A 20,112-nucleotide genomic window follows, 5' to 3' on the forward strand; every position below is an offset into this window, starting at 1 on the left:
GAAAGAACGATGAGGCCCCGTCAGATGATGGGGCCTCTGCAATCCCAAAAACTGTGATCCCTGAAACACGGGAACCAAAAGGAAAGTGCGTCTGATGTCTGGCACCATGACCCTGGAAGAGCTGCGCGGCTTGAGCGCGAGCGGAGAGATCGACACCGTTCTGGCCTGTATTGTGGACATGCAGGGCCGTCTGATGGGCAAACGTTTTGTGGCGCAACATTTTGTCGACAGTGCTTGGGAAGAGACCCATTGCTGTAACTATCTTCTGGCGACGGATCTGGAGATGCACACGGTGGAGGGCTACGCCTCGACCAGCTGGTCGGCAGGCTATGGGGATTACCTGATGAAGCCTGATCTCTCCACACTGCGCCGGGCGGCGTGGCTGGAGGGCACGGCGCTGGTGCTTTGTGATGTGATGGATCATCATGGCCATCACGACATCGCGCATTCCCCGCGTGCGATGCTGAAAAAACAGATCGCGCGTCTGGCAGAGATGGGATTTGAAGCGGTTTCTGCAACGGAGCTGGAATTCTTCATCTTTGAGCAGAGTTTTGAGGAACTCGCCAAGACCGGCTATCGCGATCTCACACCGATCAGTGCCTATAACGAAGACTATCATATCCTGCAGACCACCAAGGAAGAGGATGTGATGCGCACCTTGCGCAATGATCTTTATGCCTCTGGCATTCCGGTGGAAGGCTCCAAAGGGGAGGCAGAGACCGGGCAGGAAGAGCTTAACATCCGCTATGGCAGCGCGATGGACGCGGCAGAAAATCACACGATTTCCAAACATGCGGCCAAGGAGATTGGCTGGCAGAAGGGGCATGCGGTCTCCTTCTTGCCCAAGTGGCGGCATGATAAGGTGGGCAGCGCCAGCCATGTGCATCAGTCGCTTTGGACCAAAGACGGCGTGCCCGCGTTTTATGACGCAGAAAAGGATCTCGGCATGTCCGATCTGGCGCGGCATTATCTGGGTGGTCTGCTGAAATACGCAGATGACATCACAGTGTTCCTTGCGCCCTATGTGAACAGCTATAAGCGGTTCCAGAAAGGCAGCTTTGCACCAACTGCGAAGGTCTGGTCTGTGGACAACCGCACGGCCGCTTTCCGGCTTTGTGGCGATGGCAGCAAGGCAGTGCGTGTAGAGTGTCGGGTGCCAGGGGCGGATATGAACCCTTATCTGGCGATTGCGGCCATGTTGGCGGCAGGCATCAAAGGTATTGAAGAAAAGCTTGATCCCGGCGCGCCTTTGACAGGCGATGCCTATGAGGGGGGCAATAATGTCATCCCGACCAATCTGCGTGATGCAACCGAGGCGCTGCGGGGCTCTGATATGTTGCGCGCGGCGATGGGCAGTGAAGTGGTTGACCATTACGTGCGCATGGCAGAATGGGAACAGGAAGCCTTTGAAGCGGTTGTGACCGATTGGGAAATTGCGCGCGGGTTTGAGCGCGCTTGATCTGGTGGGCATGAGGGGCCAGCCCCTCATACTCCCCGGGATATTTTTGGCCAAATGAAGGAGCGTGACGCTCTTTGGAACTGGAGGTGTGCCATGGCTGGCATGTTGACATGTATTTCACCGATTGATGGATCGGTTTTTGCAGAACGACCTGTGTTGAGCGCAGAGGCGGCCTTTGAGGCAGCTGCGCGTGCAAAAGTGGCGCAGAAAGCCTGGGCCGCGCGCCCCTTGCAGGAGCGTATTGATCTGGTGATGGCCGGTGTGGCCGCTGTGGGTGCGATGAATGATGAGATCGTGCCAGAGATTGCCCAGATGATGGGACGGCCCGTGCGCTATGGTGGCGAATTTGGCGGTTTTAATGAGCGGGCAAGCCATATGGCGGGCATTGCAGCCGAGAGCCTTGCCGACATTGAGGTGGGCGAAGACGCCACATTCAAACGCTATATCAAACGGATCCCACATGGTGTGGTGTTTGTGGTCGCACCTTGGAACTATCCCTACATGACGGCGATCAATACGGTGGCGCCTGCGCTGATTGCGGGCAATACTGTTATGCTGAAACACGCGACGCAGACCCTGTTGGTGGGCGAGCGCATGGCCCAGGCCTTCCACAGCGCAGGCGTACCGGAAGATGTGTTCCAGAATGTGTTCCTGAGCCATGATGTGACCAATGATCTGATTGCGGGCAATGCTTTTGACTTTGTCAATTTCACGGGGTCTGTGGGCGGTGGTCAGGCGATGGAACGTGCCGCAGCTGGCACGTTTACCGGCGTGGGCACCGAGCTTGGCGGCAAAGATCCGGGCTATGTGATGGAAGATGCGGATCTGGATGCGGCGGTGGACACGCTGATTGACGGGGCGATGTTTAACTCTGGTCAATGCTGCTGTGGGATTGAGCGCATCTATGTGCATGAGAGCCTTTATGATGCCTTTGTTGCTAAGGCTGTGGAGGTTGTGAAAGGCTATAAGCTGGGCAATCCGATGGAAGAGGCCACAACTATCGGACCTATGGCCAATGTGCGTTTTGCCAATGAGGTGCGCGCGCAGATCGCAGAGGCGCTTGAAGCGGGTGCAACGGCGCATATCGAGACTTTTGCGGAAGATGATGGCGGCGCGTACCTGACACCGCAGATTCTGACGGATGTCACCCATGAGATGCGTGTGATGCGTGATGAGAGCTTTGGCCCTGTTGTGGGCATCATGAAGGTCTCTTCTGATGAGGAAGCCATTGCGCTGATGAATGACAGTGAATTTGGCCTGACGGCGAGCCTCTGGACCACGGATGTGGCGCGGGCTGCGCGCGTTGGGGATCAAATCGAGACCGGCACGGTCTTCATGAACCGTGCGGATTATCTGGACCCGGGCCTGTGCTGGACCGGGTGCAAGAATACAGGACGTGGTGGCGGCCTTTCGGTCATTGGGTTCCACAACCTCACGCGGCCTAAATCCTACCATCTGAAGAAGGTGACAGCATGACACTTGTTGGAAACTGGTCTTATCCGACCGCAATCAAGTTTGGCGCAGGCCGGATTAAAGAACTGGCGGAGGCCTGCGCGGCCTCCGGTATGACAAAACCGCTTTTGGTGACAGACAAGGGGCTTGCGAGCCTGCCGATCACCACAGAGGCGCTGGATTTGATGGAAGCGGCCGGTTTGGGCCGCGGCCTGTTCTCTGAGGTGGATCCCAATCCCAATGAGAAAAACCTTGAGGCGGGTCTTGAGATCTATCGCGCCGGTGGGCACGACGGGGTGATCGCCTTTGGTGGCGGCTCCGGGCTCGATCTGGGCAAGATGGTGGCCTTCATGTCTGGTCAGACTCGTCCCGTTTGGGATTTTGAGGACATTGGCGACTGGTGGACACGTGCCGACCCTGATGGGATTGCGCCGATCATCGCGGTGCCGACCACCGCTGGGACCGGCTCAGAAGTGGGCCGTGCCAGTGTGATCACCAATTCACTTACCCATGAGAAGAAGATCATCTTCCACCCCAAAGTGCTGCCAGCCATTGTGATCTGTGATCCTGAGCTGACCGTTGGCATGCCACAGTTCATCACGGCGGGTACCGGGCTTGATGCCTTTGCTCATTGCGTGGAGGCTTATTCCAGCCCGCATTATCATCCGATGAGCCAGGGCATTGCGCTGGAAGGTATGAAGCTGGTGATTGAGAACCTGCCGCGCGCCTATGCCGATGGCAAAGATCTCGAAGCGCGTGCACATATGATGAGCGCGGCCATGATGGGGGCGACGGCCTTCCAGAAAGGTCTTGGAGCCATCCATGCCATGAGCCATCCGGTGGGCGCGATGTTCAACACCCACCACGGCACCACCAATGCGGTCTGCATGCCGGCGGTGCTTGAACTGAATGCGTCAGAGATTGCCGCTCGCTTTGATCTGGCGGCGGGGTACTTGGGTATTGAAGGTGGCTTTGAGGGCTTCCGCGCCTTTGTGCAGGGGTTCAACGACAGCTTTGCCATTCCGCGCAAGCTGTCTGACCTTGGCGTGAAAGCAGATGCCATCCCTGAGCTGGTCAAAGGCGCGCTGATTGATCCGAGCTGCGGTGGCAACCCGGTGGAACTCACTGAGGCGAACCTCACAGCGCTGTTTGAGGCGACGATCTAAGCGGATCTGCGCAGCAGATAGATATCCATAATCCAACCAATCGAGGCCCGTGCATCTGCGCGGGCCTTGATGATTTTGGCGGAGGTTTCTGCCAGCGGGCCTTCGATCAGGATTTGCTGATCCATCCCCACATAGCCGCCCCACCAGATGTGCAGATCTTCAGGAACGAGATGCTGGAAAGAGCAGTTGCCATCAAGCATCACAGCCACGGTCGAAATCCCTTCGGGCCAGCCGTCTTCGCGCAGCTTGCGCCCCGTGGTGATCTGAACCGGATCGCCCAAAGTGTTGAGAGGAATGGCGTGTGCGGCGGTGAGCATCTGCAGCGAGGTGATGCCGGGCACCACATTCACAGTCAGCGGGATACCGCGCGCAATCAGGCGATCTGCAATGCGCAGGGTGCTGTCATAAAGCGAGGGATCGCCCCAGACCATCAGCGCCACATGGCCCCCCTGCGGTACATGGGTGGTGATGAGATCCTGCCAGATTGCGGCCAGCGCATCATGCCAGGTGTTCACCCCGTCAAGATATTTGGGCGTGTCTGCGTCGCGCAGCGGGTAGTCAAATTCGACAATCTTAGGCGCGGTGGTCAGAAGCTCTGCAGCGATCATGCGGCGCAGATCGGCGAGTTCGGTTTTCTCGTCGCCCTTGCGGGGCAGCAGGATGACATCTGCGGCCTCCAGCGTTTTGAGCGCCTGACGGGTGAGGTGATCGGGATTGCCGGAGCCGATGCCAACAAGAGACAACGTGGTCATTTGGGGTCTGCCAGTTCGCCAAAGAGGATGATGCCGGGTGCTGAGGAAATCTCTGCGGCCAGTTGTTTGGCGAGCTCTTCCATCGTGGTGCGGGTGAGTGTCTGTTCCGGGTGGGACACGCTTTCAGCCAAGAGCGCAGGGCAGTCGCGGCGCAGGCCTGTGGCAAAGAGCTTTTCGGCCAGTTCCGGGAAGGTGCGTTTGGGCATAAAGAGCACCGTGGTGGCACCGGGGTCTGCGAGCGCCTGAAGGTTCAGATCGCCGGGTAGGGCGCCTGCAACATCGTGGCCGGTGACAAATTGCACGCGGCGGGCCACAAGGCGGCGGGTCAGCGGGATGCCAGCCGCGGCGGCGGCGGCGCTGGCCGAGGTCACGCCGGGGATAATTTCAAAATCAATGCCCGCCTCTTTGAGCGCGGTCATCTCTTCTTCCAGGCGGCCAAAAATACCGCTGTCGCCGGATTTGAGGCGCACCACATGGGCGCCGGATTGGGCGTAATCCACCAAAAGCTGGCTGACGTGGTGTTGCTTGGGCGAGGGGCGGCCTGCGCGTTTGCCGACGCCAACAAGATCCGCCTCTTTGTTGGCGTGCTCCAGAATGGGGCCTGCGGAGAGGTCATCAAACAGCACGGCCCCGGCCTTTTGCAGGCGGTCCACCGCCTTCAGGGTGAGCAACTCGGGGTCTCCGGGACCGGAGCTTACGAAACTGACAAAGCCGGTCATGCGGAGGCCTCTGCAATCAGGTGGAAGAAGGTGCCGGTGGTGTTGCCCTTGATCGAGCCGGTTTCCGGCACGGGGTTGCCGTCTGCATCGCCAACTTGGGCGAGGGGGGCATCCGGTTCTTCCAGAATGGTGGAATAGTGGAATTCATGGCCACGCAGGCGCGCGCCGGTGTCAAAGCCCAGCATCGGGGCCTGTAAAGTCGCTTGGCGGTAGCCGAGGTGAAACTTGCGTTTCTCATAAGAGGTCACAAGCCCAAGAAGGCCCGCCATTTCGTGGCGGTTGCCCTCTTTGTCAATCAGGGCCTGACCCAGAGCCATGTAGCCGCCGCATTCGCCGTGCACCGGTTTGGTTTCAGCGTGTTTGCGCAGGCCCGCAAGGTAGGTTTTGTTGGCGGCAAGCGTGCCTGCGTGCAGCTCGGGATAGCCGCCCGGGAGCCAGACCAGATCGGCGGTGGCATCAGGGGCTTCATCGGCGAGGGGCGAGAAGGGCAGGATCTCTGCACCCGCGTTGCGCCAGCCGGTCAGCAGGTGCGGATAGGTGAAGCTGAAGGCCGCGTCCCGTGCCAAGGCAATGCGCTGGGCTGGCGGCTTGGGCAGCTGTCCTGTGCGCGCGGGGCCTGCCTTGGCGGCCGCTTTGATGGCGGCGAGGTCCACATGCTCGCGCAGGAAGGCGGCATAGCCGGTGATGGCCTCTTCCAGATCGGGATGTTCAATTGCCTGAATGAGGCCGAGGTGGCGCTCTGGCAGGGCGAGGTCTCCACGACGGGGCAGCACGCCCAGCACATTGATGCCCGCCTGATCCATGCCCAGCCGCGCAAGGCGCTCATGACGCGGGGAGGCGCAGCGGTTGAGGATCACCCCGGCAAAGGGCAGATCCGGGTTGTAGGTTTGGAAGCCAAGCGCGGTGGCGGCCGCGGATTGCGCCTGACCGCCCACGTCGATCACTAAAACAACCGGCCAGCCCATCATCAGCGCGGTTTCCGCAGAGCTGCCAAAGCCGTTTTCGCCGCGTGTGGCCACGCCGTCAAACAGCCCCATGGAGCCTTCGGCGACGATGATGTCTGCGCCTTGCGCCTGTTCTGAGATGCCGCCAGCAAGGGCGGGCGGCATGGCCCATGTGTCCAGATTGAAGGCTGGACGGCGGGCGGCGGCGTGATGGAAGGCCGGGTCAATGTAATCCGGGCCGGATTTGAAGGGCTGCACATTGAGGCCATCTTCGGCCAGCGCGCGCAGCAGGCCCAGCATCACAGTGGTTTTGCCGGTGCCGGAGGAGGGTGCGGAAATCAGGATGCCGGGGGGCATGGTGGTGGTCATGTCAGTCGTCTCCATGCTGCCAGCTCGACCACGGGCTGTCTGCGGTCTGCGGGCGATAACGGCGGTCATATTCGGTGGCGTAGAGGCAGCTTTCGTCAAAGCCTTCGCCTGCGAGGGCGGGGCCGACAAGGATCAACGCCGTGCGGGTGATGTTTTCGGTCACATCGGCCTTCAGGGTAGCGAGTGTGGTGTGGATGATCTGCTGGTCTGGCCAGCTGGCGCGGTAGACCACAGCTACCGGGCAGCCTGCGCCATAGGCTGGGGTGAGATCGGCGATCACCTGATCCAGATTGCCTATGGAGAGGTGGATTGCAAGGGTCGCGCCGGTGGTCGCGAAGTTCTTGAGCGTTTCGCCTTCTGGCATGGAGGAGGCGCGTCCCGGGGTGCGGGTCAGCACCACGGATTGCGCAAGGCCGGGCAGGGTGAGTTCCGTTTGCAAGGCTGCCGCGGCCGCGGCGAAGCTTGGTACGCCCGGTGTCACGGAGACGGGAATGCCCTCAGCGCGCAGGCGGCGGATCTGTTCGCCCATGGCGGACCAGACTGAAAGATCACCAGAGTGCAGACGCGCCACATCCTGCCCCTTTTCATGGGCCGCTTTGCATTCGGCCACAATGGCGTCCAGATCCAGCGGGGCGGTGTTGATCACGCGCGCCTCAGGCGGGCAGTGCGACAGGATGGCATCGGGCACCAGAGAGCCCGCGTATAGGCATACAGGGCAGGCGGCGATCAGGTCGCGCCCACGCAGCGTGAGCAGATCGGCAGCACCGGGGCCTGCGCCAATGAAATGAACGGTCATAGGCTGTCTCCTTGTGCGATGGCACAGGTGGCGCGGCGGTCCTGGGAAACCACGCGCTTGTGGGTAAGTTTGGCATTGATGCCAATGGCCGCCAATGCGCTAGCCTCGGCAACAGAGCCGGTGCCGCGCAGGGTTTGCACGGTGGCGGATTGTGTGGGCGTTTCCATCGCCTGTAGCGCGTCAGGAGCGAGGGCGATCACAGGCAGGGCAAGCTCTGCGGCGAAGCGTTTGAAAAGCTCCGTCTCTGCTTTGTCCTGCGGTGTAGCAAGGGCGGCCAACGCTGGGACGTCATGGCTCACCGCACAAGCCGCCAGCGCGCTGCGCAGACTGTCCAGAGTGGCTGATTGCCGAAAGCCAAAACCGGCGACATTCATTTGATCACGCTCCATTGCACAATGGGATAGCTGGACTTCCAGCCCCGTTTGCGGCCCAGAGGAGTGGCATGGGCGAGCTCAATACGCAAGAGCTCGCCGCCATGTGCGCTGTGCCAATTGGCCAGTAAGACTTCGGCCTCCAAAGTCACTGCATTGGCCACAAGGCGGGCACCTTGGGGCATTTTTTGCCAAACCGTTTGCAGCATCTCTTCACTGACGCCGCCACCGATGAAAACAGCATCGGGCTGCGCAAGCCCTTCGAGGGCTTCGGGGGCACCACCGGTGACCACGGTGAGGCGGTCCACACCAAGATTTGCGGCATTTGCGCGGATGCGTGCGGCGCGCTCCGGGTTGATTTCGACGCTGGTGGCCTCTGTGCGCGGATGGGCGAGCAGCCACTCAATGGCGATGGAGCCTGAGCCACCACCGATGTCCCAGAGGTGCTCCCCGGGCAAGGGGGCCAGAGCAGAGAGCGTCAATGCGCGGATCGGGCGTTTGGTGATCTGACCGTCGTTGTCAAAGAATTGGTCTGGGCGTCCGGAAGCCTGCGGCAGCGCGTCGGTGCCTTTGGCGTCAAGCGCGACTGACACGGGATGTGTGATCTCTGTCAAAGTCATGGCATTGGCTGTAGTGTGTCGAATGCGTGCACGCGGACCGCCCAAGGCTTCCAACACAGTGAGATCGCTGGCGCCAAAGCCAATGTCGCTTAGCCAAGCGGCAAAATCGGCAACCGCGGCCCCGTCGCGCAGTGTGACAATGGCGCGCTCCCCGGTGGCAAGATGGGGGCGCAGCCGCGCGAAAGGCGCGGCATGTAAGCCCATCGTAAGGGTCTGCTCCAGAGGCCAGCCCAAGATCGCGGCGGCCAGTGCCATGGTTGAGGGCGCCGGCAGGCTGCGCCATTCACCTGCACTCAAGTGTTTGGTCAGACTGCCGCCTGCGCCGTGCCAGAAGGGATCGCCGGAGGCCAGAACCACAGTTTTGCGCCCGCGTTGCTGCATGAGGATCGGTACACCATCGGCAAAAGGCACCGGCCAGACAATGGTCTCACACCTCAGATCCGGCAACAGCGACAGATGGCGCGCCGCCCCCATCACCACTTCTGCCTCAGACAGAGCTTTGAGACTTGCAGGTGCCAGCCCATCTGGGCCATCTTCGCCGAGCCCGACAATGGTTAGCCACGGATTATCAGACATGACAGCCAAACTCCTTCTTCTCGGTGGCACAACCGAGGCCAGCCAGCTGGCCCGCCTTTTGGCCGAACGGGGCGTAGATGCGGTGTATTCTTATGCGGGGCGTGTGGCCAGCCCCAAGGCGCAGCCCTTGCCAACGCGGGTCGGCGGTTTTGGCGGTGTGGCTGGGCTTGTGCAGTATCTGCGCGAGCATAGCATCACCCATGTGGTGGACGCCACGCATCCTTTTGCAGCGCAGATGAGCTGGAATGCTTACGAGGCCTGTGAGCAAGCGGGGGTGGTGCTCTGTGCGCTGACCCGGCCAGCGTGGGAGGCGGTGGAGGGCGACCGTTGGCAGCATGTGGAGGATATTCAGGGGGCTTTGGCCGCGCTGCAGGGCGTGCCCAAACGTGTCCTTCTTGCGCTTGGCAAGCTGAACCTGCCCGCCTTTGTGGCACAGCCGCAGCATCACTATGTGTTGCGCCTTGTGGATACGCCGGATGTGGCACCGCCTTTGCCGCATCACACCGTGGTGGTGGCCCGTGGGCCGTTTGATCTGGCCGGAGACCGCGCGCTCATGCAGAGCCACGCGATCGACGTGGTGGTATGCAAAAACGCGGGCGGTATCGGTGCCGAAGCGAAGCTGCACGCCGCGCGAGAGCTGGGATTGCCGGTGGTCATGATTGACCGCCCCGCGCTGCCGCCTCGGCCTGAAATCAGTTCGGCAGAAGCGGTTTTGCAGCACATGGGGCTGTGACATTGGCATGGTCCAGCGTTGCGCTGTCATTTCTCAACAGAGCGTGGCGTGTAAACAAAAGGCGCGCCATCCCGCTCAATGATCCGGGTCTGGCTTGATCCCAAGAGCACCACGGTGCGCATGTCGGCCATATCCGGGGTTGTCTCTTGAAGTGGGACAATCTTGATCGTTTGATCTGGGCGCGACACGTTGCGGGCAAAAATCATGGGCCGATTATCGGCGCAGGCGTCTTTGAGTGCAGTCAGGGCTTTTTCAAACCCTTCAGGGCGGGATTTGGAGCGCGGATTGTAAAACGCCATGGCGAAATCTGCCTCAGCAGCAAGGCGCAGGCGTTTTTCGATCAGGGCCCAGGGCTTGAGGTTGTCACTGAGATTGATGGCACAGAAGTCATGACCCAAAGGCGCGCCACAGGCGGCGGATGCTGCGAGCATGGCTGTGATGCCGGGCAGCACGCGAATGTCCAGATTGCGCCATTCAGGGGCACCGTGCTCCACCGCTTCGTAGACAGCGGCGGCCATGGCAAAGACCCCCGGGTCGCCGGAAGACACAACCACCACGCGTTTGCCTTCGCTGGCCATTTCCAGCGCATGTTGCGACCTGTCAATTTCCACGCGGTTGTCCGATGGGTGCAGAGTGAGGTTCGAATTTTGCGCCACGCGTTCCACATAGGGAATATAGCCCACAGCATCTGTTGCTTCTGCCAGAGCGGCTTGTACCTGTGGTGTCACGAGTGCATCGTCACCGGGGCCAATGCCCACAATCTGCACCCAGCCTTTTGATCCCGTGCTCATGGGCGGCGTCCCTGTCCGTGCACAACGATGATGGAAAAATAAGGGGTCACATCTTCGGTCATTTCCGAAAGTTTCAGGACGTTTTGATTTGGCATGGTGGCGTATTGCACGATCCATGCATCGTTATAACGGCCTGCGGATTTGAGCGCGGAGATGACTTTCTCAAAATTTGTGCCGATTTTCATCACCACCAGCGCATCGGTGCGGGCGATATAATCGGTGAGCGTGTCTTCGGGCAGGGTGCCCGTCAGCACGGTCAGAACATCATCCCCCCAAGTGATGGGCGCGGCGGTTGCTGTCCAGGCGCCCGACATGCCGGTGATGGCAGGCACCACTTTCACAGGCACCACGTTGCGTACGCGCTCATAGATATGCATGAACGACCCGTAGAAAAACGGATCGCCTTCGCAGAGCACAACCACGTCATCGCCGCGCTGGGCGAGCGTGATCAAGTGTTGCGTGACCTCTTCGTAGAACTCAGAGAGCATTTCATTATAGCGTGGATCAGACAGAGGGATTTCCGTCGTGACGGGATATTCCATTGGAAATTCCACCACAGTGTCTGGCAAAAGCCCTTCCACAATCTGGCGTGCCTGACCTTTGCGGCCAGCCTTGCGAAAAAACGCTACATGTTTGGCTCCGGTCAACAACCGATGCGCGCGTACGCTCATCAGATCCGGATCGCCGGGGCCAAGGCCGACGCCATGGATTGTGCCAACCGCGCTCATTCTTTGCGGCTCGCAATGGCGTTGATGGCGGCCACGGTCATGGCAGAGCCGCCAAGGCGGCCTTCAACAATCATGCAGGGGACGGGTTGATCGGCAAAAAGTGCGTCTTTGCTTTCTTTGGCACCGATAAAGCCCACAGGACAACCGATGATGGCAGCTGGGCGCGGGCACTCTGGATCTTCGAGCATGTTGAGCAGGTGGAACAGCGCCGTTGGGGCATTGCCGATGGCCACGATCGCGCCGCCAAGACGATCGCGCCAATGTTCAAGCGCAGCCGCCGAGCGCGTGTTGCCCATTTCTTTGGCCAGATCGTAGATCCCGTCGGCATGTAGGGTGCAGATCACCTCGTTGTCGGCTGGCAATCGGGGGCGGGTGACCCCTTCAGACACCATACGGGCATCGCAAAAGATCGGCGCGCCATTTTCCATCGCCGTGCGGGCGGCTGCGACCATGCCGGGGGTGAATTTCACGAACTTCTCAAGCCCCACCATGCCTGCGGCGTGGATCATGCGCACGACAACTTGTTCTTCGTCTTTGTCAAATTCAGAGAGTTCCGCTTCGCGCCGGATGGTTGCAAAGCTCTCATCATAAATGGCCTGACCATTTTTTTCATATTCGTAGGGCACTAAAGCTCTCCTCGGGCTTTCATGAGGGTGCGCGGCGCAAGGCCATATTTTTTTGGGGAATCCCATGCGCGGCCATTTTTGACAAGATCAAAGACGCCGTCGTGGCCCACAAGTGTGGTGCTGCAAGCTTGTGGATGCGCACAACCTTTGGCGCAACCGGAGACATGCAGCGGGCCTTTGATTTCAGAAGCGAGCGCGCGTGCGAGATCGCGGGTTTCCACAGTGGAGGATGTGCAAAGCGGTGCGCCGGGGCAGGCATCGGTATGCAGCAGCGGGTCATTTGCACGGGTGATAAATGCGTCGGTCTCAACGGCCTCTGCGCTCTCAAGCAAGAACAGACGCCATGGCGTGACCCGCAGGGCGGTTGCTTTGCTGGCCTGCATGACATGTTTCAGAACGCGTGCTTCGATCTGACCAAAAGCGGCTCCCAAGACGGCACCAAGTGGTGTGTCTCCGGGTGTTAAAGCAGGTGCAGAGGCGGAGGGCAGCACGGCTTGCCAATCTGCGGGCAGAGGATTGCGGGCCGCATGCGGCGCCATACGGCGGCTTTTGATGCCGCCGGTGTCCACAAACCAATGTGCCATTTCAATCAGCGCATCCACCGCGTTGTCTGCCGTGATCGCACGGCCGCGTGACGCGCCATCTGCGCGCAGAAGAAGGGCACCGTTGCTGTCGCGCTCAAAGCGGAAATCAGCGGAATTTTTTGTGAACTGCGGCGCGCCATCAATGTCGATAGCATAACCCATTTTGGCTGGCAGTTCTGGCAAATCTGCCAAGCGACGCATAAGCGCATGCGCGATCTGTGTGGTGCTGTCCCCTTCAGTCCAAAGCGGGGGTATCAAGATATTGCGACGGCTTTCCAGAAGTGGGTCATCCGGAAGCAAATCCAAGGCTGCCAAGCGCTCAAGCACAGCTGTGTGATTTGCCTCAGTCACGCCCCGAATTTGCAGGTTTGCACGGCTTGTGAGGTCAATCAGTCCGGAACCAAAGGAGAGTGCGGTGTCACACAGGCCGGTCACTTGATCTGCGGTCAAACGGGCCAAGACAGGGCGCACGCGGACGACCAATCCATCGCCCGACATCATCGGTCTGTAGGCACCGGGGCACCAGCCTTTTGCCTCTGGACGACTCATGAGGCCTGTTCCAGATCCGCCAGAATGGAATTGCGGCGGGTGACCCAGAGGCCAGCGGCATGTAGTGCGGCAAAGCGGTCTCGCATGGCGGCAAGGGCCTGTGGATTTTCGCGTTCCAGAAAGGCCACGATGTCTTCATTGCCTAGTGTGGCATCATGATAGGCGTCAAACAGCTGCGGGGGGACGGCTCCTGCGAGATTGGCAAAAGCCCCCATGTGATCCAGCGTTGCCGCAATCTCCGCCCCGCCACGGAAGCCATGACGCATCATGCCGGCCAGCCAATCGGGGTTGCTGGCGCGGGCATGTACCACCCGGGCGATTTCTTCGGTCAGGCTGCGCGCGCGCGGGGCTTCTGGATTGGTGTTGTCCACGTGATAGAGATTGGCTTGCCCACCTGTGATTTTCTGTGCGGCTGCAAAGCCAGCTTCGTGAGCCGCGTAGTCAGAGGCGACAAGTACATCTGTTTCCGGCAGATCCTGTAGGTGCACAAAGCTGTCTGCGGCGCTGACGCGATCACGGATGCCAGCGGCGTCTTTCGTGATCTTGTCGCCATCAAACGCATAGGAGGAGGCGTTGAGCCAAGCTTCACCTGCAGCTTTGCGCCCCTCATCAGAGTAGTTTTCAATCTCGCTGCCCATGCCGAGCCCATAGCTGCCGGGCGCGGGGCCATAGACGCGCGGTGCCGTGATACGGCCTGCGAAAGGGTTCCAATCGGCGGCTTCATCGCGTTCGGCCAATGCTTTGACTGCCTGACCAAACAGGGTAGAGAGCGTGGGGAACACGTCGCGAAACAGGCCAGAGACCCGCAGGGTGACGTCAATGCGGGGCCGATCAAGAAGGGTGATGGGCAGAATTTCCACGCCAGACACACGCTCAGAGCCTTCGTCCCAGACAGGTTTCGCGCCCAAAAGATGCAACGCCATGGCGAATTCTTCGCCTGCGGTGCGCATGGTCGCGCTGCCCCATAGATCCACGATCAGATTTTTGGGATAGTCGCCTTCTTCCTGAAGATGGCGGCGCACCAGCTCTTCGGCCAGCTTCACGCCCTGCGCATAAGCGGAACGCGACGGCACGGAGCGCGGGTCGGTTGTGAAAAGGTTGCGGCCAGTGGGCAAAACATCATTGCGGCCCCGATAAGGGGAGCCGGAGGGGCCAGCCTCGATCCGTTTGCCACTAAGCGCGCGCAACAGCGCGCTGCGTTCTGCTTTCGCGGATGGCGCGGCGTCAAAGCTGCCCGCCTCTTGGGGTGGGCGGCCATAGACATGCAGGCCGTCGCCGAACTGACTTTCTTTGATGTCACAGACAAACGTATCAATGCGGGTGATTGCCTCGGCCAGACAGGTGGCCTCATCCAGTCCCAGCTCAGCCTGCAGGCCAAGTGCGTCGGCTTCGTCGCGAATGTCACTTTGCAAACGATCCCGGCGTTTGGGATCCAGGCCATCCGCATTTGAGAACTCATCCAGCAGGGTTTCCAACCGCGCAAATCTTTGCGGCGTGGCGCTGGTTTTGAGCGGCGGTGGCACATGGCCGAGTGTCAGCGCATTGATGCGGCGCTTGGCTTGCGCGGCTTCGCCGGGGTCATTGACGATAAACGGGTAGATCACTGGCAGATCCCCGATCAGCGCTTCGGGCCAGCAGGTTTCTGAAAGCGCAACGGATTTGCCCGGCAGCCATTCCAACGTGCCATGCGCGCCGACGTGGATCAAAGCATCTGCGGCGATCGTCTCGCGCAGCCAAAGATAAAAGGCGACATAGCTGTGGCGCGGCACACGGGAGAGATCGTGGTATTCATCTTCGCGCAGGTGATCGCTGCCGCGCTCTGGTTGCAGCGCAATCAGCAGCTTGCCACGGCGCACGGCTTTGAAATGGAAAGACCCGTCCACCAAGGAAGGATCGTCGCTTGGTGCGCCCCATGCTGCGGTCAGATTATCCTTCAGGGAGGCTGGAAGTTTTTCCAGTGCGCGAACATAGTCTTTGAGCGGCCATGAAAGGGTGTCGTGCAGCAGGGCGTCTTGCAGCGCTGGCTGTGCCTCATGTGAGACGTCAAAACCGGCCTCGTCCAGATCTTGGATGATGGCATCAACGCTTGCCAATGGATCCAGTCCTACCGCGTGGGCCATGTTCCAGTCTTTGCCAGGGTAGGTGCTCAGCACGCAGGCAATCTGTTTGTTTGGATTGACTTTTGCGCCAAGGGCAATCCAGCGTTCCACCTTGTCGGCAACGGCGCGGATGCGTTCAGGCTGCGCGCGGTGGGCAAAGCGGGAGTATTCCAGTGCCGGGTCTTTTTTGCCCGGCTCTTTGAAGGAGCTGACGCCTGCGAAGAGACGGCCGTCCACTTCTGGCAAAACAACATGCATCGCCAGATCAGAGGGCGCGAGGCCGCGTTCTGACTCTGCCCAAGCTTTTTTGCGGGATGTGGCAAGCGCCACCTGAAAAACCGGGGCCTCGGTGGCATCCAGAGGCGAGGTGCCGCTGTCGCCCTTGCCGGAAAAGGAGGTGGCGTTGACGATCGCAGCGGGCTGCAAATCTTGTAGGGTCTGCGCCAGCCATTTCGCGCTATCAGGCACCTTGAGCGACGGGGCAAAGAGCCCGATGACATCAAAGCCGCGCGCGCGAAATTCTGCAAACATCGCCTCAATCGGGGCCGTATCGGCAGAGCTGACATAAGCGCGATAGAATGTAATGGCCACCAGAGGCTTGTTGGGATCCCGCGCTTGCAGCGGATCGGTCAGCCCTTGTTCTGGTGTCCAGCCGCCGTGGGGGGGCAGCGTCTTTGAGCCCATGACCGGCTTGGCATAGAGACCGGCCGCCAGCGCAAGCTGTGCCAGCGCTGCCTGCGCGGCAATTGCGCCGCCCGTGTCACAGAGATGTGTCAGCCGATGCAGGGTGGAGACGGGCAGTGTTGAGGTCTCGTCCAAACGTTCATCAGGGCGCCCATCAGCAGGCAAAACGGCCAGCGCAATGCCTTTTTCCTGTGCCAGCGCGCGCACCTGTTGAATGCCATATTGCCAATAAGAGATGCCGCCAATGAGGCGGATCAGAATGGCCTTGGCACCTGACAATGTCTGTTCCACGTAAGTGTCGACAGACAGAGGGTGTTTCAAAGCTGTCAGATTGGCCAGCCGCAGCGTGGGCAAATCCCCGTTGCTGCGGTGCCAGCCCGCCGCGAAAGCCCCCAGATCACTGTCTGAGAAAGACAGCACGACAAGATCGGCCGGGGTTTGACCCAGATCCATCGGGGTGTCGGCCTCATCAAGGCCATGGCTTTCGCGAAAGACTACATGCATGGCGGTTTAGTCTATCAGAGCTGCGCGGATCGCTTCGACATTTACGTCACCCTGTTCCGCAATCACGACCATGCGCCCCTGACGACCTTCCTCTGGTTTCCAAGGACGATCATACTGATGCCGTACACGTGCGCCAACCGCCTGTACCAGCAGGCGCATGGGTTTGCCGGCAACCGCCGCATAGCCTTTCACACGCAAGATATTCTGATCTTTGGCCATTTTTTCGATTTTGGCGGCAAATGTGGCCGGATCAGACTGCTCAGGTACATCCACGACAATGCTGTTGAACGCGTCATGATCGTGGTCGTGATCATGATGGTGATGCTCATCGTCGTGCTCATGGTCATGGTCGTGATGGTGATGATGGTCTTCGTGGTGTGACGGGCGCGCGTCGATGTCATCCTCCGCGGCTGCTTCCAATCCCAGAATCACGCGTGGATCCACCACGCCTTCTGCCACTTCCACCACAGGCAGGGTGCGCGGCGCGGCTTTCAAAACGATGTCTTTCGCCTTGGCCGTGCCTTCCGGGCCAGCAAGATCCGGTTTGGTCAAAAGCACGATGTCAGCGCAGTTGATCTGATCCTGAAACACTTCAGACAGGGGCGTTTCGTGGTCCAGACCTTCATCTGCCTCACGCTGAGCATCCACCGCGGCGACATTGCTTGCAAACCGACCATCTGCAACCGCTTCAGCATCGGCCAGCGCAATCACACCGTCCACGGTGATTTTGGAGCGGATATCGGGCCAGTCAAAAGCTTTGAGCAGGGGTTTGGGCAGCGCCAGACCAGAGGTCTCGATCAGAATATGCTCTGGGCGCGGCTCCAGTGCCATCAGGGCTTCGATGGTCGGAATGAAATCATCCGCCACGGTGCAGCAGATGCACCCATTGGCCAGTTCCAGAATGTTTTCAGCAGGGCAATCCGGGATGGCGCAGGATTTCAGGATCTCTCCGTCGACACCAACATCGCCAAATTCATTGACGATGACGGCAAGGCGCTTGCCCTGCGGGTTTTGCATCAACTCCCGCACAAGCGTGGTTTTACCAGACCCAAGAAAGCCGGTGATGACGGTGACGGGAAGTTTCTCAAGCGAGCTCATTTAGGTGGTCTCCAGTGGGGGAATGCGTGCAATGCAGTTTTTGCGGAAGTGTGTGGAGCGTTCGCGCCAAGGTACGAGACCGTCAGCGGTGGCTGCGTATTTCGTCACGCCTTCTGCGACAAGCGCCACATCCTCTGCGCCGGTAAAGTTGCCGTAGATATAGGTCCAGCGATCCGCGCCACCGCGCAGAGTGATGGAGCAGCCTTGATTGCAGTTGGAAAAACATTCAACGCCGCGCAATGTCACATTGTCCGGCAGCTCACTTGTTCCCAAAGCCTCAAACAGTTGTGTGCCGGGGCGCGGCCCTTCCACATCTGTCGGCTGTCCCGCACGGCAGGTGGTGCAGACAAGCAGTTCGACTGGAGCGGTTGCATCAGCCATGGTCATCAGTCCCTTTTCAGGAACGGGGGCACACGGGACACCTTTCTTCAGAGCCCGACACCGAAACACCCCGTCCGGTTCATGTCATTTCCGCTGGCAGGTCTCCCGGCTTGCGGATTTCAGGGACATGCCCTGACGGGCCGCCGGCCTTCCCGGAGTGCTCCAGTGGCTGTGGCGGACCTTTCCGGTCACGGTCGCGGGGGCGGCTGCGCTTTGGGCCTTGACGTCAGGCCCGTTTCACATTCCCTTTTCACCTGCTCAAAACGAGCAGAAACCAGCGACATTCCGAATGGGCAATGATCGCGGCTGTGTCAAGCGCGAACGGAGAGGCAGCATGTCTGAAAACACGGATCAGAACGAGCGTCACAAGGCCAAGATGGCAAAAATCAAAGCGGCACGAGACCGTATGATGGCCACCAAGACCGAAGAAAAAGGCTTGATCATCGTGCACACGGGACCCGGAAAAGGCAAAAGCTCTTCGGGATTTGGCATGATCATGCGCTGTATCGCCCATGACATGCCTGTGGCCGTGGTGCAGTTCATCAAAGGCGCGATGGCTACTGGCGAACGGGCCTTTCTGGAAGAGCATTTCCCTGAAGAAGTCAAATTTCATGTGTCAGGGGAAGGTTTTACCTGGGAGACGCAAGATCGCGAGCGTGATATTGCCAAAGCAGAGGCCGGCTGGGAGCTGGCCAAAGAGCTGATCCGAGATCCCAAGAACCGCTTCGTGATGCTGGATGAAATCAACATCGCGCTGCGCAATGATTATCTGAACATCGATGATGTTGTGGATTTTCTACTGAGTGAAAAGCCTGCGATGACTCACGTTCTTTTGACCGGGCGCAACGCCAAGCCGGAGCTGATTGAGGCCGCTGATCTGGTCACCGAGATGACTTTGCTGAAACACCCCTTCCGCGATGGCATCAAAGCGCAGGCGGGGGTGGAGTTCTAGCAGTGCTGATCGCGCATCTCCCCGCAGGATATCTTGCGGCCAAGGGAGCGCAGGGTGCTGGCGCGTCAAAAGCGGTTTTCTGGGGCATTTTGCTGGGCAGTATCGCGCCGGATTTTGACATGCTCTGGTTCTTTTTTGTGGATAGCCAAAGCACACATCATCACGACTACCTGACCCACAGGCCGATACTTTGGGCGGGTTTGCTCTTGTTTGGGCTTCTACTCCGGCGCCCGTTTCTGATCGCGGTGGGGTGTGGCGCACTGTTCCATCTGATGCTTGATAGTATTGCTGGTAAGGTAAGCTGGGGCTGGCCGTTTTTTGAGGGAGCGACGACGCTTGTGACGGTGCAGGCGACGCAGGGTCATTGGATAAAATCCTTCATGGCTCATTGGACGTTTAAGGTGGAATGTCTGATCGTGCTTGTTGCTGTGGCAGTGTATTTACGGTCAACTTTTAAAGGAAAATCAGAATGATAAAACGCCTTCTGACCGAATTTGGCATGGGGACTTCGCTGCGCCGTCAGGATTATACCGAGGCGGCAAGTCGCGCGGTGAAAGATGCGTTGTGGCACAATTCGATCAACCTCGCAGAGCTGTTTGGCAAAGACAAATCGGAGATGATCATCACTGTTGAGGTCGCGGTGCAGCAGCCGGAACAGCTCGACACAGAGGTGATCGCGGCGATCTTTCCTTATGGCCAAGTCACTGTAAAGGCGGTGAAAGGTGGGCTGGATGTGCCGCGCACGGATGGCGGCAATCCGACCGTGATGGCCAATGTCGCCATTTCCGTGGCGCTTGATGTGGAGGATGTGGCATGAGCGAGCAGCGTTTCATCATCGAAATGGGCATGGGCAACGACCAATACGGCCAAGACTACACAAAAGCGGCTGCGCGGGCGATTGAGGATGCCATTCGGCATTCGTCGATTCCGCTGTTTGCGGCTTTGGGCAAGGATCCCAAAGAGATGCGGGTGCAGGTGACCGTGGGCGTGCAAGCGCCAGAGCAAGTGGATTGCGCCGCGCTTGTGGAAAAACTGCCGCGCGGCCGGGCCGAAGTGAAGGCCGTGTTTGGTGGGATGAATGTGACCAATCCAGATGATGGCAATGTGCTGGTCATCGCCTCGGCGGCGGTGGAAGCGTTTTTGCCCAAGCAGGTGTGAC

The 20,112-nt window shown here is 59.5% G+C and carries 21 protein-coding genes and 1 riboswitch; of the genes, 8 read left to right on the top strand and 13 right to left on the bottom strand.

All coding sequences use genetic code 11. The features are described from left to right. Positions 1-94 precede the first annotated feature (94 nt). The 3 genes from J7382_RS15775 to J7382_RS15785 all read left to right on the top strand — a co-directional run bounded on the left by J7382_RS15775 (position 95) and on the right by J7382_RS15785 (position 4,077). Entirely contained in the window at positions 95-1,459 is a 1,365-nt protein-coding gene (locus tag J7382_RS15775) for a glutamine synthetase family protein (RefSeq protein ID WP_209069975.1), read from the top strand. 93 nt (positions 1,460-1,552) lie between these two features. Next, positions 1,553-2,935 (top strand): aldehyde dehydrogenase family protein, encoded by a 1,383-nt coding sequence (locus J7382_RS15780; protein WP_209069976.1) that lies wholly within the window; start codon positions 1,553-1,555, stop codon positions 2,933-2,935. After that, complete coding sequence (locus J7382_RS15785) at positions 2,932-4,077, top strand: iron-containing alcohol dehydrogenase (RefSeq protein ID WP_209069977.1); 1,146 nt, start codon at positions 2,932-2,934, stop codon at positions 4,075-4,077. The genes J7382_RS15780 and J7382_RS15785 overlap by 4 nt, the downstream gene beginning before the upstream one ends. Here J7382_RS15785 and cobF read toward each other — a convergent pair. From cobF to cbiE, 6 genes are read right to left on the bottom strand one after another with little or no spacing between them, the layout of a single operon-like run. Continuing rightward, positions 4,074-4,829: a precorrin-6A synthase (deacetylating) gene (cobF, locus tag J7382_RS15790; protein ID WP_209069978.1), complete on the bottom strand. Its 756-nt coding sequence runs from the start codon at positions 4,827-4,829 to the stop codon at positions 4,074-4,076. The genes J7382_RS15785 and cobF overlap by 4 nt on opposite strands. Further along, complete coding sequence (gene cobA, locus J7382_RS15795; RefSeq protein WP_209069979.1) at positions 4,826-5,548, bottom strand: uroporphyrinogen-III C-methyltransferase; 723 nt, start codon at positions 5,546-5,548, stop codon at positions 4,826-4,828. The genes cobF and cobA overlap by 4 nt, the downstream gene beginning before the upstream one ends. After that, entirely contained in the window at positions 5,545-6,861 is a 1,317-nt protein-coding gene (locus J7382_RS15800; RefSeq protein WP_209069980.1) for a cobyrinate a,c-diamide synthase, read from the bottom strand. Before J7382_RS15800 ends, cobA begins: the two co-directional genes overlap by 4 nt. Position 6,862: 1 nt before the next feature. Further along, positions 6,863-7,657, bottom strand: coding sequence for a precorrin-4 C(11)-methyltransferase (gene cobM, locus J7382_RS15805; RefSeq protein WP_209069981.1), 795 nt, complete (start codon positions 7,655-7,657; stop codon positions 6,863-6,865). After that, entirely contained in the window at positions 7,654-8,031 is a 378-nt protein-coding gene (locus J7382_RS15810; protein ID WP_209069982.1) for a cobalamin biosynthesis protein, read from the bottom strand. Before J7382_RS15810 ends, cobM begins: the two co-directional genes overlap by 4 nt. After that, entirely contained in the window at positions 8,028-9,224 is a 1,197-nt protein-coding gene (gene cbiE, locus J7382_RS15815) for a precorrin-6y C5,15-methyltransferase (decarboxylating) subunit CbiE (protein ID WP_209069983.1), read from the bottom strand. The genes J7382_RS15810 and cbiE overlap by 4 nt, the downstream gene beginning before the upstream one ends. Between cbiE and J7382_RS15820 the strand changes: the two genes are divergently transcribed. Further along, the gene (locus J7382_RS15820; protein WP_209069984.1) at positions 9,223-9,957 is read left to right on the top strand and encodes a cobalt-precorrin-6A reductase; all 735 of its coding nucleotides are present in this window, start codon (positions 9,223-9,225) and stop codon (positions 9,955-9,957) included. The genes cbiE and J7382_RS15820 overlap by 2 nt on opposite strands. Before the next feature lie 26 nt (positions 9,958-9,983). Here the strand turns inward: J7382_RS15820 and cobJ are convergent, their stop codons facing one another. Genes cobJ through J7382_RS15855 form a run of 7 tightly spaced genes read right to left on the bottom strand, consistent with a single transcriptional unit; the run spans position 9,984 to position 18,001 of the window. Continuing rightward, positions 9,984-10,748 (bottom strand): precorrin-3B C(17)-methyltransferase, encoded by a 765-nt coding sequence (gene cobJ, locus J7382_RS15825; RefSeq protein WP_209069985.1) that lies wholly within the window; start codon positions 10,746-10,748, stop codon positions 9,984-9,986. After that, a complete protein-coding gene (gene cobI, locus J7382_RS15830; RefSeq protein ID WP_209069986.1) occupies positions 10,745-11,476 on the bottom strand; it encodes a precorrin-2 C(20)-methyltransferase in 732 nt (243 codons plus the stop codon). The genes cobJ and cobI overlap by 4 nt, the downstream gene beginning before the upstream one ends. Beyond that, the gene (locus tag J7382_RS15835; RefSeq protein ID WP_209069987.1) at positions 11,473-12,102 is read right to left on the bottom strand and encodes a precorrin-8X methylmutase; all 630 of its coding nucleotides are present in this window, start codon (positions 12,100-12,102) and stop codon (positions 11,473-11,475) included. The genes cobI and J7382_RS15835 overlap by 4 nt, the downstream gene beginning before the upstream one ends. Continuing rightward, positions 12,102-13,235: a cobalamin biosynthesis protein CobG gene (locus tag J7382_RS15840; protein ID WP_209069988.1), complete on the bottom strand. Its 1,134-nt coding sequence runs from the start codon at positions 13,233-13,235 to the stop codon at positions 12,102-12,104. The genes J7382_RS15835 and J7382_RS15840 overlap by 1 nt, the downstream gene beginning before the upstream one ends. Next, positions 13,232-16,522, bottom strand: a complete 3,291-nt coding sequence (gene cobN / locus J7382_RS15845; RefSeq protein WP_209069989.1) for a cobaltochelatase subunit CobN — start codon at positions 16,520-16,522, stop codon at positions 13,232-13,234. Before cobN ends, J7382_RS15840 begins: the two co-directional genes overlap by 4 nt. Positions 16,523-16,528: 6 nt before the next feature. After that, positions 16,529-17,620 (bottom strand): cobalamin biosynthesis protein CobW, encoded by a 1,092-nt coding sequence (gene cobW, locus J7382_RS15850; protein WP_209069990.1) that lies wholly within the window; start codon positions 17,618-17,620, stop codon positions 16,529-16,531. After that, entirely contained in the window at positions 17,621-18,001 is a 381-nt protein-coding gene (locus J7382_RS15855; protein ID WP_209069991.1) for a DUF1636 domain-containing protein, read from the bottom strand. A gap of 77 nt (positions 18,002-18,078) precedes the next feature. After that, positions 18,079-18,295, bottom strand: a riboswitch (cobalamin riboswitch). Positions 18,296-18,335: 40 nt separating this feature from the next. On the opposite strand from J7382_RS15855, the gene cobO reads away from it, so the two are divergent. The 4 genes from cobO to J7382_RS15875 are packed head-to-tail and all read left to right on the top strand — an operon-like array spanning position 18,336 to position 20,111. Further along, positions 18,336-18,953, top strand: a complete 618-nt coding sequence (cobO, locus tag J7382_RS15860; RefSeq protein ID WP_209069992.1) for a cob(I)yrinic acid a,c-diamide adenosyltransferase — start codon at positions 18,336-18,338, stop codon at positions 18,951-18,953. A 2-nt stretch (positions 18,954-18,955) separates the two neighbouring features. Next, positions 18,956-19,426 (top strand): metal-dependent hydrolase, encoded by a 471-nt coding sequence (locus tag J7382_RS15865; protein ID WP_209069993.1) that lies wholly within the window; start codon positions 18,956-18,958, stop codon positions 19,424-19,426. Next, positions 19,423-19,770, top strand: a complete 348-nt coding sequence (locus J7382_RS15870; protein ID WP_209069994.1) for a Lin0512 family protein — start codon at positions 19,423-19,425, stop codon at positions 19,768-19,770. Before J7382_RS15865 ends, J7382_RS15870 begins: the two co-directional genes overlap by 4 nt. Then, positions 19,767-20,111 (top strand): Lin0512 family protein, encoded by a 345-nt coding sequence (locus J7382_RS15875; RefSeq protein ID WP_209069995.1) that lies wholly within the window; start codon positions 19,767-19,769, stop codon positions 20,109-20,111. Before J7382_RS15870 ends, J7382_RS15875 begins: the two co-directional genes overlap by 4 nt. Position 20,112 lies beyond the last annotated feature (1 nt).

Source organism: Shimia sp. R11_0, assembly GCF_017744035.1.
Lineage (GTDB): Bacteria > Pseudomonadota > Alphaproteobacteria > Rhodobacterales > Rhodobacteraceae > Shimia > Shimia marina.